Source organism: Burkholderia sp. 9120 (assembly GCF_000745015.1).
In the GTDB taxonomy this organism is placed as follows: domain Bacteria; phylum Pseudomonadota; class Gammaproteobacteria; order Burkholderiales; family Burkholderiaceae; genus Paraburkholderia.
Genome location: NZ_JQNA01000002.1, coordinates 1,083,313 through 1,107,480 on the forward strand (window position 1 = coordinate 1,083,313; position 24,168 = coordinate 1,107,480).

A 24,168-nucleotide genomic window follows, 5' to 3' on the forward strand; every position below is an offset into this window, starting at 1 on the left:
AACCGCGACGATCAGTAGCCGCCCTTCTTGCCGATACCGGCGAAGGTGAAGTCGTAGTCGAGCGTGATCGGCTTGAACCACGCGCCCACGCCGGTTTCCTTGTCGACGTGGCGGCCGAAAGCCATGTGGCCCGTTTGCATCGGCGCCTCGACGATCAACTTCAGGTGGTATTTGCCCGGGCCTTGCAGCTTGACGTTATCGCCGTAGTGCGGACCGTCGTTGGCGACCATCGCCATCATGTCGCCCTTCTGCGTCTGATTCGAACCGGCTTTCGTCAGTTCGTAACGCACTTGCAGATACGGCATCCAGTCGCCTTCGGCGAAACCGGTCGGATTGTTTTTAACTGCGTGAATGTCGGCTTCCAGATGAACGTCCGAATCCGACGCCTTGCGCATCATGCCTTCGGGTTCCATCGTGATCGGCTGCAGGTAGACGGCGCCGATCTCCATGCCGCCCTGGATCTGCTGCTTGCCGATCGGATATTCCGCGGCCGTTGCCGAGAGCGCCGCGACGGCGGCCACTGCTGCTGCGCCACCGCGCACAAATGAAGAAATCCGCATTGAAACTCCTAGTTTTTATCAGTGAGACTGGAATGAAATCCATTGGAACAGTGCGGTCAGGCACGTCTCGGCTGGGCGGCCATTATCTTTCAGAACACCCACAGACCGTAAGCAAAGCGCATACCAAAACGTTAATGCGAACCATTCTCAATATTGAATGAGTTTATCATCGATCGCGGGTGAGAACAAATTGGACCGTGCCCAAAGCCTTATGGCAGCGGGGTCTTACGGCATTCTTAAGGAAACGTTCGAACGCACCGACAGGTGTCGCGCCGACCCGATGTCGGGTAGCTGTCGGTCTGCCAGGTGGTCTTATGTAGGGATGTTGTCGGGACAGTGTCGGCCGTTTGCCGATGCTTTGTCCGACATCAAAAGAAAAGGCGCGGCAGACTGCCGCGCCTCGAGTGCTGGCGATACGTGAATCAGACGCCGGAGATGTGATCGCCGACGTTCGCGCCGAACACGCGTTGGCGCAGCAGCGCCAATTGGTCGCGGGTCTGCGCCGCTTTCTCGAATTCCAGATTCTTGGCGTGCTCCATCATCTGCTTTTCGAGGCGCTTGAGTTCCTTGGCGAGCTGCTTTTCGGACATGTCCTCGAACTTCGCGCGCGTTTGCTGTTCCTTCAGTTCGGCGCGCGCGTCGTCGACGTTGTACACGCCGTCGATAATGTCGCGAATCCGCTTGACCACCCCGCGCGGCGTAATGCCGTTCGCGAGATTGAAGGCGGTCTGCTTGGTGCGCCGCCGCTCGGTTTCGTCGATCGCGCGACGCATCGAGTCGGTTATCTTGTCGCCGTACAGAATCGCCTTGCCGTTCACGTTGCGCGCCGCCCGGCCGATGGTCTGGATCAGCGAGCGCTCAGAGCGCAGAAAGCCTTCCTTGTCCGCGTCGAGAATCGCGACCAGCGACACTTCCGGAATATCCAGCCCTTCGCGCAGCAGGTTGATCCCGACCAGCACGTCGAACGTGCCCAGGCGCAAATCGCGGATGATTTCAACCCGCTCCACCGTGTCGATGTCGCTGTGCAGATAGCGCACCTTGACGCCGTGATCGGCCAGAAACTCGGTCAACTGCTCGGCCATGCGCTTGGTCAGCACGGTGACCAGTACACGATCGCCGACCTTGACGCGCTCGTTGATCTCGCCGAGCACGTCGTCGACCTGGCTGCGGGCCGGCCGCACCTCGATTTGCGGATCGACGAGCCCAGTGGGTCGCACCAGTTGCTCGGCCACCTGCCCGGCGGTTTTCTGCTCGTAATCCGCCGGCGTGGCCGACACGAACACCACCTGGCGCATCTTGCGCTCGAACTCGTTGAACTTGAGCGGCCGGTTGTCCAACGCCGACGGCAAACGGAAACCGTAGTCGACGAGGTTCTCCTTGCGCGCCCGGTCGCCGTTGTACATGCCGTTCAACTGGCCGATCAGCACGTGCGATTCGTCGAGCAGCATGATCGCGTCCGGCGGCAGGTAGTCGACCAGCGTAGGCGGCGGCTCGCCGGGCGCCGCGCCCGAAAAATGCCGCGAGTAGTTTTCGATGCCTTTGCAGAAGCCCAGCTCCTGCAGCATTTCCAGATCGAAGCGGGTGCGCTGCTCGAGGCGCTGCGCTTCGACCAGTTTGCCGTCGCCATAGAAGAATTCGAGCCGCTCGCGCAACTCGTTCTTGATGGTTTCGACCGCGCGCATCACCGTATCGCGCGGCGTTACATAGTGCGACGACGGATACACCGTGAAACGCGCAATCTTCTGCCGCACGCGGCCGGTGAGCGGATCGAACAGCTGCAGCGTTTCGACTTCGTCGTCGAACAGTTCGAGGCGCACCGCCATCTCGGCATGCTCGGCCGGGAAAATGTCGATGGTGTCGCCGCGCACGCGGAACGAGCCGCGCTGGAAATCGGCTTCGTTGCGGTTGTACTGCATCGCGATCAGCCGCGCGATGATGTCGCGCTGGCCGAGTTTGTCACCGGTGCGCAGCGTCAGAATCATCTTGTGGTACTCGGACGGATTGCCGATACCGTAAATCGCCGACACCGTCGCCACGATCACCACGTCGCGCCGCTCCAGCAGGCTCTTGGTGGCCGATAACCGCATCTGCTCGATGTGCTCGTTGATCGACGAGTCCTTTTCGATGAACAGGTCGCGCTGCGGCACGTACGCTTCCGGCTGGTAGTAGTCGTAGTACGAAACGAAGTACTCGACCGCGTTGCGCGGGAAGAACTCGCGGAACTCCGAATAAAGCTGCGCGGCGAGCGTCTTGTTCGGCGCGAACACGATCGCCGGACGACCCAGCCGGGCGATCGTGTTGGCCATCGTGAAGGTCTTGCCGGAGCCGGTCACGCCGAGCAGCGTCTGGAACGACAGACCGTCTTCAACGCCTTCGACGAGCGTGTCGATCGCCGTGGGCTGGTCGCCGGCCGGGAGGTACGGCTGGTAGAGCTGGAACGGCGAGCCTTCGAACGTGACGAATTTGGATTCGTCGAGCGCGTCTTCGGCTTCAGTGTGGTGTTGTTCGGACATGTGGGGCGGCACCGGGCCTTGGGCAAAGAACTATTCTAACGGGTTGCGCGAGCCCGGGCTGAGCGGGTCCGCGTAGAGGTTGGGCTCAATCCCTCGCTACGACGTGGCGCCTGGCTGCCTGTTTTTCAAGCAATTAATTCCCCTCGACAGGCCGCGTCGGCCGAAAAAAGGCCGTGAATTCGTTACAATGCGAAGTTGCGCTCGCTCGCAGCCGCCCGCCAGCCGCCTGTGTTTTTTGTCAGACGCCGCTGGCCGGGCCGCCCCGCGCTCGATGCCGCCGCCCTCTTTTCACTACTGCTGCCCACCCATCATGTCTCTGTTCTCCGCCGTCGAACTTGCTCCCCGCGACCCGATTCTGGGCCTGAACGAAGCTTTTAACGCCGATGCGCGCGCCACCAAGGTCAATCTTGGCGTCGGCGTGTACTTCAATGAAGAAGGCAAGATTCCGCTGCTGCGCGCCGTGCGCGAAGCCGAACGGGCGCGCGTCGAAGCCGCGCTGCCGCGCGGCTATCTGCCGATCGAAGGCATCGCCGCCTACGACGCAGCCGTGCAAACGCTGCTGCTCGGCAACGACTCGGCGCTGATCGCGGCCGGTCGCGTCGTGACGGCGCAGGCACTGGGCGGCACGGGCGCGCTGAAGATCGGCGCGGACTTCCTGAAGCGCCTTGACCCGAACGCCAAGGTCGCGATCAGCGACCCGAGCTGGGAAAACCACCGCGCGCTGTTTGAAAGCGCAGGCTTTGAAGTCCTGTCGTACCCGTACTACGACGCGCAAACGCATGGCGTGAACTTCGAAGGCATGCTGAGCGCGCTGAACAGCTACGCGGCGGGCACGGTCGTCGTGCTGCACGCGTGCTGCCACAACCCGACCGGCGTCGACCTCAGCGTCGAGCAATGGAAGCAGGTGGTCGAAGTCGTCAAGGCGCGCAATCTGGTGCCGTTCCTCGACATCGCATATCAGGGTTTCGGCGACAACATCGAATCGGACGCAGCCGCCGTGCGCCTGTTCGCCGCGTCGGAACTGAACGTGTTCGTGTCGTCGTCGTTCTCGAAGTCGTTCTCGCTGTACGGCGAGCGCATCGGCGCGCTGTCCATCATCACCGCGAGCAAGGAAGAATCGTCGCGCGTGCTGTCGCAACTCAAGCGCGTGATCCGCACGAACTACTCGAACCCGCCCACGCATGGCGGCTCGGTGGTCGCTGCGGTGCTCGCGTCGGCCGATCTGCGCGCCACGTGGGAAACGGAACTGGGCGAAATGCGCGACCGTATCCGCGCCATGCGCAACGGTCTGGTCGAACGCCTGAAGGCAAGCGGCGTGGATCGCGACTTCAGCTTCGTAAACGCACAACGCGGCATGTTCTCGTACTCGGGTCTGACGGCGCCGCAAGTGGACCGTCTGCGCGAAGAGTTCGGCATCTATGCAGTGAGCACCGGCCGTATCTGCGTGGCTGCGCTGAACACGCGCAATCTCGACGTCGTGGCTAGCGCGATCGCTCACGTGTTGAAGTAAGAAGCCTTGTCGGCGCGCGGCTTGTTCCGCGCGCGCCTGGTTGATGTGAAAACGGCGCCCTTGCGGGCGCCGTTTTTCGTTTGTGGCGATTGTGGCTTGCGATCTTCTCAACGTGAATCGCGATGAATATCGTGCGTGACAAAACCCGCATCGTTATCCGGCATGTCGAGCCAATCGGGTTGCGCAAGCGAACGGTGGATATCGTCGAGACCGCTTTGCCAGTGTTCGCGCATCGTCGTCAGGCCGAACTGGAAGTCCTTGAAATGCCCTTCGTACTCCTTTTGCCGATAGATGAGATGCATCACGTTGTAGCGCTTCGAGCACGATAGATCGTCGGCCAGCTTGCACCACGGATCGTCGCGCTGATCGGACGGTACGCGGTCCAGCACTTCGCGCAACACGTGCCGGAAACGCTGCGACCGCTGCAGCATATCGGTCACGAGACGCGTACGGCTCGAGTACTGAATGTCCTTCATGCGCCCCTGAACGTCGGTGATGTTGTCCGGCACCGGCCCGATCGCGCTCCACAGATCGACCTGGAACGCGAGCGTGTCGTGACGCGGCGTGGACTGCATCACCTCGTAGAGCGGCGTATTCGACATCAAACCGCCGTCCCAGTAGTACTGACCGTCGATCTCGACCGCCGCGAAGCCCGGCGGCAACGCACCCGATGCCATGAAATGCTCAGGCCTCAGCGTGGTATGCGTGTTATCGAAGTACGCGAAATTCCCCGTACCGCAATTGACCGCCCCCACCGACACGCGCATTTCCTTCGAGTTGATCCGGTCGAAATCGCACATCGCTTCAAGCGTAGCCTTCAGCGGCGTGGTGTCGTAGTAGCTGGCCATTTGCGGCGGCCCGGACACCGTGGGCAACGGCGGCGGGAAACGTGGCACAAAGAATCCCTTTTGCCCTTCGACAATAGCGCCCATCGCCTGGGTGGCCGTGAAAGCCTTGCGTATCGCCTCGCTGGAATTGAAGAGCGCGTGTTCGATAAAGGCCGGCAGCGGCGGACCGAATGCCGGCTGGCAGATCGTCTCCCAGAACTGCAGCAGCCGTTCGACACGCTTCTCCGGTGGATTGCCGGCGATGATCGCCGTATTCAACGCGCCGATCGAAATACCCGCCAGCCAGTTGGGCTCGATGCCGGCCTCGTAGAGCCCTTGATAGACGCCGGCCTGGTAGGCGCCCAATGCGCCACCGCCTTGCAGCACCAGGGCGACGGTTTCGTACTTGGGCAAATGGAGGTGCCGGCCGGGGTGTGCAGCGGGCGCGGGACCCGCGCCCTCGCCTTCCCCGTCGCCGGGCGCACCTACGCGCGCCCGCTTGAGATTGCGTTGCGCCATGGGCGCCTCCTTATTGCATGTACCAGCCGTGGCTCACAATAAAGGACTGGCCGGTCAGCGCCGCCGTCGGGAAGGTGGAGAGGAACAGCACCGTCTGCGCGACGTCTTCCACCGTGGTGAAGATGCCGTCGACCGTGCCGCCCAGCATCACGCGCTTGATCACGTCTTCTTCGCTGATGCCGAGTTCTTTGGCCTGCTCGGGAATCTGCTTGTCGACCAGCGGCGTGCGCACGAAACCCGGACACACCACGTGCGAACGCACGTTGTGCTTCGCGCCTTCCTTGGCCAGCACGCGAGAGAGGCCCAGCAACGCATGCTTGGCGGTCACGTAAGCGGACTTCAGCGGCGACGCTTCATGCGAATGGACCGAGCCCATGTAGATCACGATGCCGCCGCGATCGTCTTTGTACATGTGCTTGAGTGCAGCCTTGGTGGTCAGGAAAGCGCCGTCCACGTGAATCGCCTGCATTTTCTTCCAGTCGGAAAACGAATAGTTTTCGATTGGATTAACGATCTGGATGCCGGCGTTGGAAATCAGAATATCGATCGAGCCGAATTCGGCGGCAACCTTGTCGATGCCCTGGTTGACGGCGTCTTCGTTCGTGACGTCCATGGCCACGCCGATTGCCTTGCCGCCGCCCTGGTTGATTTCTTCAGCGACGGCGTTCGCCCCGTCCTGATTCAGGTCGGCGATCGCGACCGCCGCGCCCGCTGCCGAAAGGGTGAGCGCAATCTGCTTGCCGATGCCGCTAGCAGCACCGGTGACTACCGCGACTTTGCCATTCAGATTCGTGTTCAGTGACGACATCCAGAACCTCCATGCAGTTGATGAGCAATGAGACCACGGACCGCGGGCGGCGTGAAGTCAGCCAAACGGCATAGGCCGTCTGGCCGAATGCTGCACTGCGGCCAACGCTGCTATTGTGCATGAACCGTGTGAACTCCATCGGTAAAACGCACATCGACCCGGATCTCTTTAAACTGGATGTTTTCGGCGAGATTCCTGTGGCATCACCAACAAGGAGGAAGGCATGAATTATCGACGTCTGGGCCGCTCTGGCCTGCAAGTCAGCGAACTGTCCATCGGCTCGTGGGTCACCTACGGCAATCAGGTCGACCATGGCGCGGCGCGTGAATCGCTCGCGGCGGCGCGCGACGCCGGTGTCAATTTTTTCGATAACGCCGAGGTCTACGCGGGCGGCAAGTCGGAAGAAATCATGGGCCAGGCGCTCAAGGAACTGGCGTGGCCGCGCGTGAGCTACGTCGTGTCGACCAAATTCTTCTGGGGACTTTCGGAAGCGCCGAATCAATACCACACGCTGAACCGTAAATACCTGATGAACGCGATCGACGCGTCGCTCAAGCGTCTGCAGCTCGATTATGTCGATCTCGTGTTCTGTCATCGTCCTGACCCGAACACGCCCGTCGAGGAAACCGTCTGGGCCATGAGCGACATGATCACGCGCGGCAAGGCGCTGTACTGGGGCACGTCCGAATGGAGCGCCGACGAAATTCGCGCGGCCTACGACATCGCCGAGCGTCATCATCTGCACAAGCCGGTCATGGAGCAGCCGCAATACAACCTGTTTCACCGCAAACGCGTCGAACAGGAATACAAGCGGCTTTATGAGGACATCGGTCTTGGACTGACCACGTGGAGTCCGCTCGCGTCCGGTCTGCTGACCGGCAAATACCGCGACGGCGTGCCCGCCGATAGCCGCGCACAGTTGCAAGGCTACGACTGGTTGCGCAAGCAACTGACCGACTCGGGCAAGAACAATGTTGTCGGCAAACTCGGCGAAGTGGCCGACGAGCTGGACTGCACGATCGGTCAACTGGCAATCGCCTGGCTTCTGAAGAATCCGCATGTGAGCACGGTGATCACCGGTGCATCGCGGGTCGAACAGATCGGCGAGAACATGCAATCCGCCGAAGTGGCCACGCGAATCACGCCGGAGATCAAGCAGAAGATCGAAGACATTATCGGCGACGCGTACGACTGACCGGACTCGCGCCGTGCCGCGTAACATGGGGCTGGCTGCAGCGCGGCCCGTGTTACGCGGAACTCGCTGCAATGCGCGAAGTGCGGCGCGGCGTCGCGTACAATACGCGACCGCGCCTCGCATCGGCGCTCTATGCCCGCTGTGCAGCCATATTGCACCCGCATCGCCGGATCCGACCTCGGCCGGCACGCCTTCTTTCAGCGTCTCCTCATCATGCTTAGCTACCGCCACGCCTTTCACGCAGGCAATCACGCCGACGTCCTGAAACACGCCGTCGTGTTGCAGCTCTTGCGCTATCTCGGTCAGAAGGACAAAGCCTACTGGTATATCGACACGCATGCGGGCGCCGGCGTCTATTCGCTGAAGGAAGGCTACGCGGTCAAAACCGGCGAGTTCCAGACCGGCATCGCCAAACTGTGGGAGCGCAACGATCTGCCGCCGTTGTTCGCCGATTACGTCGACGAAGTGGCCGCGCTCAATCCGGACGGCCAACTGCGCTTCTACCCCGGTTCGCCCTACATTGCGTGGCGGCAGTTGCGCGAGCAGGACCGCATGCGTCTGTTCGAACTGCACACCACCGAAATCGACGTGCTGCGCCACAATTTCCGCGACGCGGGCCGCCGGGCCATGCTGTATGCCGGCGACGGCTTCGACGGCATCCTCGCGTTGCTGCCGCCGGCGCCGCGCCGTGCGCTGGTGCTGCTCGATCCGTCGTACGAGGACAAACGCGATTACACGCGCACGTTACGCTGCGTCGATGAGAGCCTGAAGCGCTTTCCGACCGGTACCTATGCGGTCTGGTATCCGCAGGTGCGGCGCCTTGAATCGCAGCGCTTTCCCGATCAACTGAAGAAGTTGCAGGAGCGTAACTGGCTGCACGTGAGCCTGACGGTGAGCAATCCGCCGGAAGATGGTTTTGGCCTGTTCGGTAGCGGCATGTTCATTCTGAACCCGCCGTATACGCTGGCCAAAACGCTTAAAGATCAGATGCCGTGGCTGGTTAAGGCGCTCGGTGAAGACAAGGCCGCGCAGTTCAAGGTCGAGTATCGCGGCGACTAAGGTGGCGCACTCACGCCCACCTTTGCGCGTTTGAAGTCGGCCAACGTCTTGATCTGATCCGCTTTCGATTTCAGTACCGCGACGACGATCTGCCGCGCACGGTAGCGCGCGAGCAAACGCAGCGACGCCGGCCAGGCACTGGCGGTGCGTCGCGACGTGTTACTGGAGATCTGGGCGAAAGGAAGCGACCAGGCGGAATATGCCGCCGACGCCTATTGCGATCGCGGCACGGGGCGCGGCTGCGGCCGTGGCGGCTGCGGTGTGTTTCCGCCCGTGGGCAACTGGATATACGGCGCGACGACGTAAGGCATCGACGAATTAGGCGCGAGCTCGGTGGGCGCCGCGATGGGCTGCGCTCCGACGATCGGCTGATGCGAGAGCGGCGCGGTCTGCAGTACGGTGCCGCTTTGGCCGTCGTTGATGCCGTTCTGCGAGTCGAGGATCAACGGCTTGCGAGTCGTGTTCGTGCTCGACGCGGCGTATGCCACCGGCGCGGTAAAAATCGTCGTCAGCGAGACCGCTGCGGCCACGGCGAAGATGAATTTGAGCGAACGGACGGAAGGCATAGGACGGACCGGTTGAATTTGAGAACGTCGGAGAAAATCTAAAAACGTCTTACCTTACCGCGACGTCACTCGCCAGGCTAGTCGATATTCGCCAGGAACGGGCGTGGCGCGCGCCGCGTTGTGCGATTTTGCTGGGCCCAGATGTGACAAAGCCCCGTCAATACGGGGCTCAACACTGACTGCAGAGGCTGCGCTGCCGAGCGCTGCCGGTCCAACGTGACACGGATGAAACTTACAGCGAGTAGCCGTTGGTTTCGAGCGTGCGGATGCGTTGTTCCAACTGAACGATATCCGACGACGATGCCAGGTAGGCTTCACGACGGTTACGTTCTGCGGCTTCAAACCAGGTGCTCAGCTTTTCAAGAATGTATGCAAACATGATGTTCTCCAAGGATCAGATTGAATCCCCGGTGCACTGTTCATCAGGGATTTCCCGTAAAAGGGTTAACCCGGATTATAGCCCTATGGTGCAACCTTGCTAATGAAATGCCCGCATGACGTGCATTCCGCTTTGGAATGGTGCACGGTAACGGTGCAGCTAAGTCTTTGATTTATCTATGCTGACAGCCAGGACTTCCTGGAAGTCGATATCACCCCGAATTATTTTGCACTTTTTTAGTGCAAATACCACCCGGTTGCGATAAAACTCTGTCGCAGGTTGCACCTTCCGCCGTTTACGCATGATCAAACGCACCATCAGACGGGATGACAACCGTGCCCCGACACCAGATCGGTATCGGCGAGTCGCTCGATAATCGGGCAATCGGGCCGGTCGTCGCCGTGACAATGGTCCGCCAGATGCGCCAACGTGTCACGCATATCGGTGAGTTCGGCGATTCGGCGATCGAGTTCGGCTACATGTTCCAGCGCGATCGCCTTCACTTCGGCGCTCGCCCGCGATCGATCGTGCCACAGCGCCAGCAGCCGTCGAATGTCTTCGACCAGGAAACCGAGCCGGCGCGCCTGCCGGATAAAGCGTAGCGAGTGAACCTCCTGCGGACCGTATACGCGATAACCCGCGTTGGTACGCGCCTTCGCCATCAGCAGGCCGACGCTTTCGTAGTAGCGAATCATCTTCGCCGTGACGCCCGACGAGCGGGCCGCTTCACCGATATTCATCACTCTTCCCCCAAGGTTTGAATCGATCCTACACCTTCCCATGATGGGAGGGTCTAGCACTCAAGTGCGGATCGGTAGGCATAATTCAACTATCGCACTATCCATTTCCCCGAGACCCATCCCGATGACGATCGAATTTCAGGTAGAAGGCATGAGCTGCCAGCACTGTGTGGCAGCGGTGACGAATGCAATCCGCGAGCACGACGAAGCCGCGCAGGTTCAGGTGGATCTGGCATCGGGACGCGTTGTGGTCGAATCGGCGCAATCGGCTGACGCGCTGAAGGGCGCCATCGACGAAGCCGGCTACACGGTCAAAAGCTTGACCAGCGGCGCCGCAGGCGGCGCGCTTCGCTAAACGGGTTCACGTCATGTTCAAAGTTGCTGTCATTGGCGCCTCCGGGCTGCTCGGCCGCGCGCTCGTCGGTGAACTGGCGCAGCAGGCCGGCTGGCAAGTCGTCGCCACGACGTTCAGCCGCCCGGCGCCGAACGCCATCACGCTGGATATTCGCGACGCCCACGCGGTCGAGCACTTCGTCGAGCGCGAAGCACCGGACGCGCTCGTGATTGCCGCCGCGGAACGTCGGCCGGACGTGTGCGAGCACAATCCGGCGCTGGCCCGCGCACTGAATGTCGACGCGGTTCGCACCCTGGCCGCAGCGGCAAACCGGCGCGGCGCCTGGACGCTGTCGATTTCCACCGACTACGTTTTCGACGGCGCCCACCCGCCCTATCGGCATGACGCCGCGCCTTCGCCGCTCAACGCCTATGGACGCAGCAAGCTCGAAGGCGAGCACGCACTGCTGGACACGACCGATCTCGGCTGCGTGCTGCGTTTGCCGCTGCTGTATGGGCCGATCGTCGGCTGGGCGGAATCGGCGGTGACGAGTCTCGTGCCGGCGATCGCCGCATCGGCATCGGCATCGGCGAATGGCAAATCCGCGGTCATGGATGCCTGGGCGATCCGCTATCCAACCTTCACGCCGGATATCGCGCTCGTGATCCGGCAGATGCTCGAACGGCACGCGCGCGGCGAAGCGATCCGCGGCATCGTGCAATGGTCGGGCGACGAGCCGATGACCAAGTACGAAATCGCGACACGTCTTGCCGAAGCATTACAGGTCGACGCGCGACTGACGCCGCAGCACACGCCGACCGATGCGACGCCGCGTCCGCATAACTGCCATCTGGCGTCGGATCGACTCGAAGCGCTTGGGATCGGCCGCCGTACGCCGTTCGATACGGCGATCCGGCAGGTGTTGGCGGCGTTTCCGTGGCGCGGTGATACGGCGGAATAGGTGTGTGTGGTGTGGGCATGAGCGCCTCAGGTGCCCGAGTGCCCGAGTGCCGAACCACCTAACCACCCACACCCGCAAACCGCAAAACCCCAAACCACCTCAATGAAAATCGCGACTCGCCGTGGCGAGATCGCCGAGCCAATCGCTAAGATCCTCAAGACGATGGGCGACGAGATGAATCACCTCGCCCGTGTTTTTCCGCTTCCCCTTGCCGCCCGGCTTCCCATTCACCGTCTGCCCCGCCTTGCCGTTATCGCCACCAGTTGCGACACCATCGTCACGCTGCACGACGCCGTAAACCGCCAGCAACGACGCGCCCAGCAACACCTTGCGCTGCTTCTCCACCAGCGACGGCCAGACGATCACATTGACCGACCCCGTCTCGTCTTCGATGGAAACGAACACCGTCCCGTTCGCCGTGCCCGGCCGCTGCCGCACGGTGACGATGCCGCATGCCCGCGCCAGCGTGCCGTGCTGACACGCGGCAAGTTCGGCCGCCGCGCGAAAACGCTGCTGGGCAAGCCGCGGACGCAACAACGCGAGCGGATGACGATTGAGCGTGAGGCCAATGCTGGCGTAATCGTCGACGATCTCGCGGCTTTCGGCCGCCTGCGGCAACGCCAACGGCGCTTCGGCGATCGGTGCGTCGCGCAGCAGTTTCGGCACCGTGTGCTGCGCGGTCACGGCCCACCACGCTTCACGCCGATGACCCGCGATGCTGACCAGCGCATTCGCCGCGGCGAGCGCTTCGAGATCGCGCCGCGTCAAGGCCGCGCGACGCGCCAGATCGTCGACGTCGGCAAACTGCGCGTCGCAGCGAGCCGCCATGATGCGTTCGGCGGCGCCCTGCGCCAGCCCCTTGATCAGATGCATGCCGATGCGCACAGCGGGACCGCGCGCGCCATACGTGTTCGACGCCTGAAACACGCGAGCCGTCATACGTTTGGCCGCGCGACGGATCGTCCGGCTTACCGTCAACCGCCGCAAGGCCAGATCGCGCAATTGCTGCGCGGATAGCACGGCGTACTGACGATGCAGACAGGTCTCGTCCGCTGAGATCCGCTGCCCTTCGTGATCGCGCCGTTCGAACGTGGATTCCCAATCGCTCAGCGTCACATCGGGCGGCAACACCGGGACGCCGTGGCGCTTCGCATCCTGCACAAGTTGCGACGGCGAATAAAACCCCAACGGCTGGCTGTTCAGCAAGCCCGCCAGAAAAGCCGCCGGCTCATAACGCTTCAGCCACGCGCTGAGATAGACGAGCAACGCGAAACTCGCCGCATGGCTCTCCGGAAAACCGTACTCGCCGAAGCCCTCGATCTGCTTGCAGATGCGCTCGATAAATGCCGGCTCATAACCGCGTTCGAGCATGCGCTCGCTCAAATCCTTCTGATACTTTTCGATGTTGCCGCTGCGCCGCCACGCGGCCATCGCGCGACGTAACTGATCGGCCTGCTCGCCGGTATATTTCGCCGCGACCATCGCCAGATGCATGACCTGCTCCTGGAAAATCGGCACACCGAGCGTGCGTTCGAGCACCGGCCGCAATTCGTCCTTGGCGTAATCGACCGCTTCGAGACCTTGCTTGCGACGCAGATAAGGATGCACCATGCCGCCCTGAATCGGCCCGGGCCGCACGATCGCCACTTCGATCACGAGATCGTAGTATTTGTTCGGCTTCAAACGCGGCAACATGCTTTGCTGCGCGCGCGATTCGATCTGGAACACGCCGATCGTATCGGCGTGGCCGCACATCTCGTAGACGGCGCGATCCTCTCGCGGAATGTCCTGCATTCTGAAACGCGGAAATCCACGTCTCAGCGCGACGAATTCCAACGCGCGCCGGATCGCCGACAACATGCCGAGCGCCAGCACGTCGACTTTCAACAGCTTGAGCGCGTCGATGTCGTCCTTGTCCCACTCGATCACGCTGCGGTCTTTCATCGTCGCGTTTTCGATCGGCACGAGCCGCGATAGTTTGTCTTTCGCGATCACAAAGCCGCCGACGTGTTGCGACAGATGGCGCGGAAAACTACGCAACTCCCGGGTGAGACGAATCAGGTTCTGCGTGATGTGCGAGTTGGCGTCGAAGCCCGCTTCGGCCAGATATTTGGCGACCGCGTCCGTGCCGTCCCACCACTGCTGCGACTTGCTGATCCGTTCGATCAACGACGCCTCGAGACCCAGCGCCTTGCCGACGTCCTTCAGCGCACTGCGAGCGTGATAAGTAATCAGCGACGCCGTCAACGCCGCGCGATGACGGCCGTACTTGGCATAGATATATTGAATCACCTCTTCGCGGCGCTGATGCTCGAAGTCGACGTCGATATCCGGCGGCTCGTTGCGTGCGCGCGAGATGAAGCGTTCGATCAGCATGTTCATCTGCACCGGATCGATTTCCGTCACATGCAAGCAGTAGCACACGATCGAATTCGCCGCCGATCCGCGCCCCTGGCACAGGATGTTTCTCGAGCGAGCGAAGCTCACGATATCGTGCACGGTGAGGAAATACTTTTCGTATTTCAGGTCGGCGATCAGCCCCAGTTCTTTCTCGATCTGACCGATTCGTTTCAGGTCCATCCCGTCGGGCCAGCGCTCCACCGCGCCGGCCATGACCAGCTTGCGCAGATAACTCGACGGCGATTCGCCGGCCGGCACCAGTTCTTCCGGATACTCGTATTTGAGTTCGTCGAGCGAGAAGCGGCAGAGCGCGGCGATCCGCAGCGTTTCTTCGAGCGTGTCGCGCGGATACAGTTTGCCGAGCCGCACGCGCGAGCGCATGTGCCGCTCGGCGTTCGCCTCGAGCGCGTGGCCGCAGGCCGAGAGCGGCGTAACGAGGCCGATCGCGGTCATGGTGTCCTGCAAAGGCTTGCGCGAGCGCGTATGCATCAGAACGCCGCCCGCCGCGACCAGCGGCAAACCACTCGCGCATGAAATCATCCGCAATGCGTCGATCTGCAGATCGTCGCTGCCGGTTTGCCAGAGTTCGAGCGCGATCCACGCACGCGGCGCCGCGAACGACGCGAGCCAATGCGCGCAACGCAGCGTATGAGCGAGCGTCGCCGTGCGCTGCGGCACGAGCATCAGGAGGCAGTCCGGCAACGCCTGCAGATGTTCCAGATGCGGCAACGAATCGGCGATGTCGGACGGGCCGAGGCGATAGCTGCCTTTGTCCGCGCGTGAGCGGGCCAGCGTGATCAGCTCGGAAAGGTTGCCGTAGCCGTTGCGGTTGGTTGCGAGCGCAACCAGCGTGCAGAAGGGCTTGCCGGTGTCGTCGGTCAGATTGAGCTCGCTGCCGATGATCAGGTGAGGGATGGGTTTTGATTCGTGGGGTTTTGTCGGTTGACGCTCGTGCTCCTGCTCGATTTCTTTTAACGCCGTGTGCGCACGTACGACACCCGCCAACGAGCATTCGTCGGTAATGGCGAGTGCGCTGTAGCCACACGACATGGCCTGTTCCACGAGTTCGTGCGGATGCGATGCGCCACGCAGAAACGAGAAGTTCGTCAGGCAATGCAACTCCGCATACGCCGGCAAGTTGGCCGCGAGCGCGTGCTCAATGGGCGATGATGGTTGCGAGTTCGTCATGATGTTCAGCCGAACAATCCGTGCAAATACCATTCGCCGCTAATGCGTTCACGGTATACCCAGAACATGTGACCACGATCGTCGGCTGCGACGTAGTAATCCCGCTCGACACGATTGCCGTCCCACCACCCAGCTTCAATTCGCTCGGTACGTGTCAGCATTTTTAACGGCCGACGATAGATCGGCCGCTGGTCACGCATCATCAGACGCAGCGGTTTGTCGAGCATCCAGAGCGGGCGAGGTTGAGAAGGTAATGCGCTGTCGGGCAGGTCGAGGGGGATTTGCGCGGAGGGTGGGAAGTTGTTGGCGGTGTTGGGGCTTGCGTGGATTGCTTGCGCTTCCTGCGCTGCCGCATCACCTGCTTGCTCGTCTTCCGCGGCGGCACGCCGCAACTCATCGGTCAGCCACGTCTTATCCGCTTTGCCTTTTCCCCTCGCCTTCGCCGGCGAACGCTTCTTGCGTGAAAACGCCTGCGCCTCGTACGCCTCCACACGCATTGCCCGCTCCGGACGATGATCGTCCCGCACCGACATCTGCAACACGTTCTCCGGCCCCAACCGCGCACTCAAGCGTTCGAGCAGACGCGCAATCGACTCGCCATCTGACTCGGGCATCGGAAACAAGGTGTCCGATTGCCCCGCATAGTCACCGATCTGATCCGCAACCAGTTTCAACTCGATAACCGGCGCCACCAGAACGGTCTGATTCAATTTCTCCCGCAACAACCAGATCAAATGCTCGGCATCCCGCGACGGTATCGCCCAGGCGACTCGCAAACTCGATGTCTTCGGCGCATGACGAGACGCCAATTCATGCTCGAGAAGCAAGGTATAAGCGCTGAGCGCCGCGTGATGCGCGCTCAGCCACCCGGCCAGTTGCACAATCAGTCGACGTGCGGCAAACAGCAATGCATCGGCATTCTCGACCCGCGACGGCAATTCCAGTTGTGCATGAAACGACGCCGGCGCACGAAACGACTCACGCGGATCGGCCCGCGTGCCATACGCCTGCGCGAGCAGATCCAGTATCCCGCTGCCGAAACGCCGCACGACGCCCGACCTCGGCAATTGACGCAAATCGGCCAGCGTACTGCAGCCGACATGCGCGAATGCATCGCGATGCGCCTGCGTGACTGGCAGCAGCGATACGGATAAACCGTCGAGGACGCGCGCGAGCGACGTCTCCTTTATCACATGCCAGCGACGCCCCTGCCTGCTGGCCTTCGCCTGCGCCAGCAGCCACGCGCCCCAGGCAGTCGGCGCGCAGGCGATACGCGCGGTGTAGCCGAATTCCGCCACCGTCGCGGACACTCGCGACAACAACATGCGCAAACCGCCGAACAGCCTCAAACCGGAGCCCACTTCCAGCAGGAGCGTGTGCGCGTCGGCGAGCGAAACTTTCGGCGTGTAGGTCAGCAAAGCGAGCGCGATCGCTTCGAATGCCTGCGTTTCGCGGGGGACATCGGCGGCGAGCAGTTTCAGACCCGGCGCCAACGCCAATGCATAGGATCGCGAATGACCTACTTGCACACCGGCGCGCAAGGCATCGAAATCCTGCAGCAGGATGTGCGCATGATCGGCCAGCGCATAGCAACGCCCCTCGGTGACGTCTTCGCCACTTCGAGGTGCGCGGGCCTCGTCGCTTGGTTCACACCGATTCGGCTTCGCGGGCGAACCATCCGGGAACGGCGCGGGCTTCACCGCTTCCAGCGACAAGAGCGGCAATGTGACTGCGATCCACAACATGTTTGATCTCTCGTCCTTGATGGACGTCGACTCGGTTTTGCGGCAACAGCGCGCTCTGTAAAGGCAAAATGAGACGCAGAGGCTCAGCTAGCGGAGGCCCGCGGCGCTTGAAGATATCGATCGACACACCGATCTCCTGCAACCACTGCCGACGGTTGATCGTCTGTGCATTGGCCGGCAAGAGCGGCGCGCAGATCATGCGTAACGGTGCTGGTGACGACTGCGCGGCCATCTCGACAGGGCGGATCAAAAATGCCAGCGACGACGATTCCTGAGCCGCCACCTGCAAGCGTCGGACCTTATCGGCGCGGGCATTCGGCAGCCATACCAGGACCGCGCCGATGCCATCCTGCTTCAATGCCTGAGTGGCGGCCCACAGCGCCTGATCGTCGCTAGCGCGTACCCATAAGACCCGCTCGACATCGATCCCCCAAGCCCCGAGTGCCGCGGCACAAAGCTGATACGGCGGCGCCACGAACAGCACGTGCCGTTCGGCCTGCCTGGTCAGTTGATGAAGCGCGTGGGACAACAGACGCACCTCCCCCACGCCACCGTGTTCGATCAATAACTCAGTTAAACCGCCTGCAGACCAGCCTTGTCCGGGTAGCAATTGATCCAGTTCGGCATAGCCGCTGGAAATCACACGCGAGTCCGCTGTGGCAAGCTCATTGCCCTGCCATATCTGACGCGACAATTGCGATGACAAGGCGGTGGTTGCAAGCCGAATCGCTGCTGCCATAGACACGCTCTTTTTCAATAGGGAATGCTCCGCCCTGCCCAGCATCAAGCAGGCACGGGGGTGATGCGTTTCACTGTATATTTATACAGTATTCTGAGATGGATGTTAAGGCTGGGGATGCGCCCCGAAGTGCGTAAGGAAGACGCTTTAAGGATGAAGTTTTGTTTGGCTTGACCAGCAGTTGCACCGTGCCCCGCTGTGGGTGATCACCGAGGCGAGCGAACGGCTGGATCGCTTTACAGCAGGCATGACCTATCAGACGCCAGCGCGAAAGCGCGCCTGAGCGGACTGGAAGGGAAACTGGTCCGCTGCGCCCGGGTGACGCAGCGTATCGGGAAGGTGCACGTGGGCGCAGACGGGGACGTCGGAGTTGGCGCCGCCTGGAGCGGGCGAGCGATGTGGACACGTAACGAACCGGCGGGGATTGAGGCGCCGTTCGAGCCTGTCAGGAGACAATGTGACGGATTACCTGCCCGCGCTACGCGTTGACGGCAGGTATATCTGCGATTTTCCGTGGCCGTAAACGACAGAAACCCCACCTTTTAGGGTGGGGTTTCTGTTTTCTGCTAGGGAGCCTGACGATTACCTACTTTCACACGGGCAATCCGCACTATCATCGGCGTGGAGTCGTTTCACGGTCCTGTTCGGGATGGGAAGGGGTGGTACCGACTCGCTATGGTCATCAGGCATGACTTGTTGCCGCACTGCCTTTGGGGCAATACAGCCAATCTGGAAGAAGTAGTTGAGAGGATGCCTCTCGGTGTTACTTTGGGTTGTGCCTGTATTGCACAACACTGATCTCAACCGTGTGTCTTCCCCTTCGGGGATCGGACCCGTGTAAGCGCTAAAGCGCTAACGCGGGTCGAGAGAGAGACACACCTGTTATAGGATCAAGCCTTACGGGCAATTAGTATCAGTTAGCTTAACGCATTACTGCGCTTCCACACCTGACCTATCAACGTCCTGGTCTTGAACGACCCTTCAAGGGGCTCGAAGCCCCGGGGATATCTCATCTTAAGGCGAGTTTCCCGCTTAGATGCTTTCAGCGGTTATCTCTTCCGAACATAGCTACCCGGCGATGCCACTGGCGTGACAACCGGTACACCAGAGGTTCGTCCACTCCGGTCCTCTCGTACTAGGAGCAGCCCCCTTCAAATATCCAGCGCCCACGGCAGATAGGGACCAAACTGTCTCACGACGTTTTAAACCCAGCTCACGTACCTCTTTAAATGGCGAACAGCCATACCCTTGGGACCGGCTACAGCCCCAGGATGAGATGAGCCGACATCGAGGTGCCAAACACCGCCGTCGATATGAACTCTTGGGCGGTATCAGCCTGTTATCCCCAGAGTACCTTTTATCCGTTGAGCGATGGCCCTTCCATACAGAACCACCGGATCACTATGACCTGCTTTCGCACCTGCTCGACTTGTCGGTCTCGCAGTTAAGCACGCTTATGCCATTGCACTATCAGCACGATTTCCGACCGTACCTAGCGTACCTTCGTACTCCTCCGTTACACTTTGGGAGGAGACCGCCCCAGTCAAACTGCCTACCATGCACTGTCCCCGATCCGGATTACGGACCAAGGTTAGAACCTCAAACAAACCAGGGTGGTATTTCAAGGATGGCTCCACGCAGACTGGCGTCCACGCTTCATAGCCTCCCACCTATCCTACACAGATCGGTTCAAAGTCCAATGCAAAGCTACAGTAAAGGTTCATGGGGTCTTTCCGTCTAGCCGCGGGGAGATTGCATCATCACAAACACTTCAACTTCGCTGAGTCTCGGGAGGAGACAGTGTGGCCATCGTTACGCCATTCGTGCAGGTCGGAACTTACCCGACAAGGAATTTCGCTACCTTAGGACCGTTATAGTTACGGCCGCCGTTTACCGGGACTTCAATCAAGAGCTTGCACCCCATCATTTAATCTTCCGGCACCGGGCAGGCGTCACACCCTATACGTCCACTTTCGTGTTTGCAGAGTGCTGTGTTTTTATTAAACAGTCGCAGCCACCAGTTTATTGCAACCCCTTCACCCTACGCGCGCAGGCGCATCAGGCTACAGGGGCGTACCTTATCCCGAAGTTACGGTACCAATTTGCCGAGTTCCTTCTCCCGAGTTCTCTCAAGCGCCTTAGAATACTCATCTCGCCCACCTGTGTCGGTTTGCGGTACGGTCTTGTTAAACTGAAGCTTAGAGGCTTTTCTTGGAACCACTTCCGATTGCTTCTTCACCTAGGTGAATGGCCTCGCACCCTTGAATTCCGCGCCCGGATTTGCCTAAGCGCCTTCTCCAATGCAAGGACCGGGACTTCCAACACCCGGACAACCTTCCGCGATCCGTCCCCCCATCGCATTTAACAATGGTGCAGGAATATTAACCTGCTTCCCATCAGCTACGCATTTCTGCCTCGCCTTAGGGGCCGACTCACCCTACGCCGATGAACGTTGCGTAGGAAACCTTGGGCTTACGGCGAGGGGGCTTTTCACCCCCTTTATCGCTACTCATGTCAGCATTCGCACTTCCGATACCTCCAGCGCACTTTTCAATGCACCTTCGCAGGCTTACGGAACGCTCTCCTACCATGCACATAAATGTGCATCCGCAGCTTCGGTATATTGCTTAGCCCCGTTACATCTTCCGCGCAGGACGACTCGATCAGTGAGCTATTACGCTTTCTTTAAAGGATGGCTGCTTCTAAGCCAACCTCCTGACTGTTTTAGCCTTCCCACTTCGTTTCCCACTTAGCAATATTTGGGGACCTTAGCTGGCGGTCTGGGTTGTTTCCCTCTTGACACCGGACGTTAGCACCCGATGTCTGTCTCCCGTGATTGCACTCTTCGGTATTCGGAGTTTGCTATGGCGTAGTAATCCGCAATGGACCCCACAACCATGACAGTGCTCTACCCCCGAAGGTGATACACGAGGCACTACCTAAATAGTTTTCGGAGAGAACCAGCTATTTCCAGGTTTGTTTAGCCTTTCACCCCTATCCACAGCTCATCCCCTAACTTTTCAACGTTAGTGGGTTCGGACCTCCAGTACGTGTTACCGCACCTTCATCCTGGCCATGGATAGATCACCTGGTTTCGGGTCTACACCCAGCGACTGAATCGCCCTGTTCGGACTCGCTTTCGCTACGCCTGCCCTAATCGGTTAAGCTTGCCACTGAATGTAAGTCGCTGACCCATTATACAAAAGGTACGCAGTCACCCCTCAAGGAGGCTCCTACTGTTTGTATGCATGCGGTTTCAGGATCTATTTCACTCCCCTCCCGGGGTTCTTTTCGCCTTTCCCTCACGGTACTGGTTCACTATCGGTCGATCACGAGTATTTAGCCTTGGAGGATGGTCCCCCCATCTTCAGACAGGATTTCACGTGTCCCGCCCTACTTGTCGTACACCTAGTTCTTCCTCGCTGTTTTCGTCTACAGGGCTATCACCTGCTATGGCGGCACTTTCCAGAGCCTTCGACTAACAATGAAGATAAAGAGTACAGGCTGATCCCATTTCGCTCGCCACTACTCTGGGAATCTCGGTTGATTTCTTTTCCTGCGGTTACTTAGATGTTTCAGTTCACCGCGTTCGCTTCGCATGACCTATGTATTCAGTCATGGATACTCCATTCGGAGTGGGTTTCCCCATTCGGACATCTACGGATCAAAGCTCGTTTGCCAGCTCCCCGTAGCTTTTCGCAGGCTACCGCGTCCTTCATCGCCTGTGATCGCCAAGGCATCCACCACATGCACTTGTTCGCTTGACCCTATAACGGGTGTGTCTCATACCGCGTTCACTGGGAACGCAGCGCGGGTCACATCGTTACAGGTTGAGTATTCGTGTTGCGCCGTATTCCAAGGCAATCTTTCGATTACCTTTTCATACATTGATACAATCACAACCCTGATTCACCTACTCACACACCCATCTCTAGATATGCTTTCGTGAATCTCTTTACTACTTCTTCCTGATTGTTAAAGAACGACAGCCGATATCGCGGTTGCTATAACCACGTATCACTCTGACTGGCTCAATCGCCAATGCACAACCCTCTGCCCGACCTGCCGCAGAACGCTATGCATTGATGATTGGTGGAGGATGACGGGATCGAACCGACGACCCCCTGCTTGCAAAGCAGGTGCTCTCCCAGCTGAGCTAATCCCCCAGTCACACATGAACTTCAGGGTGCCTTCAACCGGTTAGCACAGCCACCGCAGAAACAGTGGTGGGTCTGGATGGATTCGAACCATCGACCCCCGCCTTATCAAGACGGTGCTCTAACCGACTGAGCTACAGACCCCTGAGTCTGTCTGAATTTACAGCCGATAAGCGTGAGCGCTCAACGTTCGACACGTTCAGCTCTAGAAAGGAGGTGATCCAGCCGCACCTTCCGATACGGCTACCTTGTTACGACTTCACCCCAGTCATGAATCCCACCGTGGTAAGCGCCCTCCTTGCGGTTAGGCTACCTACTTCTGGTGAAACCCACTCCCATGGTGTGACGGGCGGTGTGTACAAGACCCGGGAACGTATTCACCGCGGCATGCTGATCCGCGATTACTAGCGATTCCAGCTTCACGCACTCGAGTTGCAGAGTGCGATCCGGACTACGATCGGTTTTCTGGGATTGGCTCCACCTCGCGGCTTGGCAACCCTCTGTTCCGACCATTGTATGACGTGTGAAGCCCTACCCATAAGGGCCATGAGGACTTGACGTCATCCCCACCTTCCTCCGGTTTGTCACCGGCAGTCTCCCTGGAGTGCTCTTGCGTAGCAACTAGGGACAAGGGTTGCGCTCGTTGCGGGACTTAACCCAACATCTCACGACACGAGCTGACGACAGCCATGCAGCACCTGTGTTATGGCTCCCTTTCGGGCACATCCACCTCTCGGCAGACTTCCATACATGTCAAGGGTAGGTAAGGTTTTTCGCGTTGCATCGAATTAATCCACATCATCCACCGCTTGTGCGGGTCCCCGTCAATTCCTTTGAGTTTTAATCTTGCGACCGTACTCCCCAGGCGGTCAACTTCACGCGTTAGCTACGTTACTAAGTCAATGAAGACCCAACAACTAGTTGACATCGTTTAGGGCGTGGACTACCAGGGTATCTAATCCTGTTTGCTCCCCACGCTTTCGTGCATGAGCGTCAGTATTGGCCCAGGGGGCTGCCTTCGCCATCGGTATTCCTCCACATCTCTACGCATTTCACTGCTACACGTGGAATTCTACCCCCCTCTGCCATACTCTAGCCCGCCAGTCACAAATGCAGTTCCCAGGTTAAGCCCGGGGATTTCACATCTGTCTTAGCGAACCGCCTGCGCACGCTTTACGCCCAGTAATTCCGATTAACGCTTGCACCCTACGTATTACCGCGGCTGCTGGCACGTAGTTAGCCGGTGCTTATTCTTCCGGTACCGTCATCCTCCCGCCGTATTAGGACAGAAGTTTTCTTTCCGGACAAAAGTGCTTTACAACCCGAAGGCCTTCTTCACACACGCGGCATTGCTGGATCAGGCTTTCGCCCATTGTCCAAAATTCCCCACTGCTGCCTCCCGTAGGAGTCTGGGCCGTGTCTCAGTCCCAGTGTGGCTGGTCGTCCTCTCAGACCAGCTACAGATCGTCGCCTTGGTAGGCCTTTACCCCACCAACTAGCTAATCTGCCATCGGCCGCCCCTGTAGCGAGAGGTCCTAAGATCCCCCCCTTTCCTCCGTAGAGCGTATGCGGTATTAATCCGGCTTTCGCCGGGCTATCCCCCACTACAGGACACGTTCCGATGTATTACTCACCCGTTCGCCACTCGCCACCAGGGTTACCCCCGTGCTGCCGTTCGACTTGCATGTGTAAGGCATGCCGCCAGCGTTCAATCTGAGCCAGGATCAAACTCTTCAGTTCAAACCTGTTACTGTTTTTCGGTTCCGTTAAGAACCGGTCGCTCACTCAACGTACTGACGAATTGTTCGATCGTCTTTCGACAGTCAAACCTTCCTTTCATTACTGTGTGAGACTTGATACTTTCGCTTTGCGGCAGATCCCGAAAGATCCGCCTCGCGTCTCGCATCAAGCGCCCACACTTATCGGCTGTTAATTTTTAAAGATCGATTACGCATTCACCACCAAACC

The 24,168-nt window shown here is 59.7% G+C and carries 15 protein-coding genes, 2 tRNA genes and 3 rRNA genes; 5 read left to right on the plus strand and 15 right to left on the minus strand.

Translation table 11 applies throughout. From position 1 onward, the window contains the following. Window positions 1-11: 11 nt before the first annotated feature. Window positions 12-560 carry an iron transporter gene (locus FA94_RS13045; protein WP_035551652.1) on the minus strand — a complete coding sequence of 183 codons (549 nt, stop codon included), beginning with the start codon at window positions 558-560 and terminating at the stop codon, window positions 12-14. Between the two features lie 422 nt (window positions 561-982). Continuing rightward, the gene (gene uvrB / locus FA94_RS13050; RefSeq protein WP_035551655.1) at window positions 983-3,073 is read right to left on the minus strand and encodes an excinuclease ABC subunit UvrB; all 2,091 of its coding nucleotides are present in this window, start codon (window positions 3,071-3,073) and stop codon (window positions 983-985) included. Between the two features lie 310 nt (window positions 3,074-3,383). Here uvrB and FA94_RS13055 point away from each other — a divergent pair, with 310 nt between their 5' ends. Further along, complete coding sequence (locus tag FA94_RS13055) at window positions 3,384-4,583, plus strand: amino acid aminotransferase (RefSeq protein ID WP_035551658.1); 1,200 nt, start codon at window positions 3,384-3,386, stop codon at window positions 4,581-4,583. A gap of 107 nt (window positions 4,584-4,690) precedes the next feature. Here the strand turns inward: FA94_RS13055 and FA94_RS13060 are convergent, their stop codons facing one another. Then, window positions 4,691-5,929, minus strand: coding sequence for a DUF3734 domain-containing protein (locus FA94_RS13060; protein WP_035551661.1), 1,239 nt, complete (start codon window positions 5,927-5,929; stop codon window positions 4,691-4,693). 10 nt (window positions 5,930-5,939) lie between these two features. Continuing rightward, a complete protein-coding gene (locus tag FA94_RS13065) occupies window positions 5,940-6,737 on the minus strand; it encodes a 3-hydroxybutyrate dehydrogenase (protein WP_035551664.1) in 798 nt (265 codons plus the stop codon). Window positions 6,738-6,960: 223 nt separating this feature from the next. Here FA94_RS13065 and FA94_RS13070 point away from each other — a divergent pair, with 223 nt between their 5' ends. Next, the gene (locus FA94_RS13070) at window positions 6,961-7,932 is read left to right on the plus strand and encodes a potassium channel beta subunit family protein (RefSeq protein WP_035551665.1); all 972 of its coding nucleotides are present in this window, start codon (window positions 6,961-6,963) and stop codon (window positions 7,930-7,932) included. A gap of 213 nt (window positions 7,933-8,145) precedes the next feature. Continuing rightward, window positions 8,146-8,991: a 23S rRNA (adenine(2030)-N(6))-methyltransferase RlmJ gene (locus tag FA94_RS13075; protein WP_035562034.1), complete on the plus strand. Its 846-nt coding sequence runs from the start codon at window positions 8,146-8,148 to the stop codon at window positions 8,989-8,991. 212 nt (window positions 8,992-9,203) lie between these two features. Here FA94_RS13075 and FA94_RS13080 read toward each other — a convergent pair whose 3' ends face one another. The 3 genes from FA94_RS13080 to cueR form a co-directional block, all read right to left on the minus strand. Next, window positions 9,204-9,557, minus strand: a complete 354-nt coding sequence (locus tag FA94_RS13080; RefSeq protein WP_035551668.1) for a hypothetical protein — start codon at window positions 9,555-9,557, stop codon at window positions 9,204-9,206. 232 nt (window positions 9,558-9,789) lie between these two features. Continuing rightward, the gene (locus FA94_RS37965) at window positions 9,790-9,936 is read right to left on the minus strand and encodes a DUF3563 family protein (protein ID WP_081935903.1); all 147 of its coding nucleotides are present in this window, start codon (window positions 9,934-9,936) and stop codon (window positions 9,790-9,792) included. A gap of 317 nt (window positions 9,937-10,253) precedes the next feature. Further along, on the minus strand, window positions 10,254-10,676 hold the full coding sequence (gene cueR / locus FA94_RS13085) for a Cu(I)-responsive transcriptional regulator (RefSeq protein WP_035551671.1): 423 nt from the start codon (window positions 10,674-10,676) through the stop codon (window positions 10,254-10,256). A 124-nt stretch (window positions 10,677-10,800) separates the two neighbouring features. Here cueR and FA94_RS13090 point away from each other — a divergent pair, with 124 nt between their 5' ends. Both FA94_RS13090 and FA94_RS13095 read left to right on the plus strand, forming a co-directional pair. Next, window positions 10,801-11,031 (plus strand): heavy-metal-associated domain-containing protein, encoded by a 231-nt coding sequence (locus tag FA94_RS13090; protein ID WP_035551675.1) that lies wholly within the window; start codon window positions 10,801-10,803, stop codon window positions 11,029-11,031. A gap of 13 nt (window positions 11,032-11,044) precedes the next feature. Next, window positions 11,045-11,971, plus strand: a complete 927-nt coding sequence (locus FA94_RS13095; protein WP_035551678.1) for a dTDP-4-dehydrorhamnose reductase family protein — start codon at window positions 11,045-11,047, stop codon at window positions 11,969-11,971. A 99-nt stretch (window positions 11,972-12,070) separates the two neighbouring features. On the opposite strand, the gene FA94_RS13100 is transcribed toward FA94_RS13095, so the two are convergent. The 8 genes from FA94_RS13100 to FA94_RS13135 form a co-directional block, all read right to left on the minus strand. Next, entirely contained in the window at window positions 12,071-15,559 is a 3,489-nt protein-coding gene (locus FA94_RS13100) for an error-prone DNA polymerase (protein WP_035551681.1), read from the minus strand. 5 nt (window positions 15,560-15,564) lie between these two features. Continuing rightward, complete coding sequence (locus FA94_RS13105) at window positions 15,565-17,304, minus strand: Y-family DNA polymerase (RefSeq protein WP_035551682.1); 1,740 nt, start codon at window positions 17,302-17,304, stop codon at window positions 15,565-15,567. Then, window positions 17,207-18,043, minus strand: coding sequence for a translesion DNA synthesis-associated protein ImuA (gene imuA, locus FA94_RS13110; RefSeq protein WP_035562036.1), 837 nt, complete (start codon window positions 18,041-18,043; stop codon window positions 17,207-17,209). Before imuA ends, FA94_RS13105 begins: the two co-directional genes overlap by 98 nt. 573 nt (window positions 18,044-18,616) lie before the next feature. Beyond that, window positions 18,617-18,730: ribosomal RNA gene (rrf, locus tag FA94_RS13115) — 5S ribosomal RNA — on the minus strand. A 199-nt stretch (window positions 18,731-18,929) separates the two neighbouring features. Next, window positions 18,930-21,810: ribosomal RNA gene (locus tag FA94_RS13120) — 23S ribosomal RNA — on the minus strand. Window positions 21,811-22,133: 323 nt separating this feature from the next. Continuing rightward, a tRNA-Ala gene (locus FA94_RS13125) sits at window positions 22,134-22,209 on the minus strand. Between the two features lie 58 nt (window positions 22,210-22,267). Further along, window positions 22,268-22,344, minus strand: a tRNA-Ile gene (locus FA94_RS13130). Between the two features lie 65 nt (window positions 22,345-22,409). After that, window positions 22,410-23,940, minus strand: a 16S ribosomal RNA gene (locus tag FA94_RS13135). Together the 16S, 23S and 5S rRNA genes with 2 tRNA genes alongside form the textbook arrangement of a ribosomal RNA operon. Window positions 23,941-24,168 lie beyond the last annotated feature (228 nt).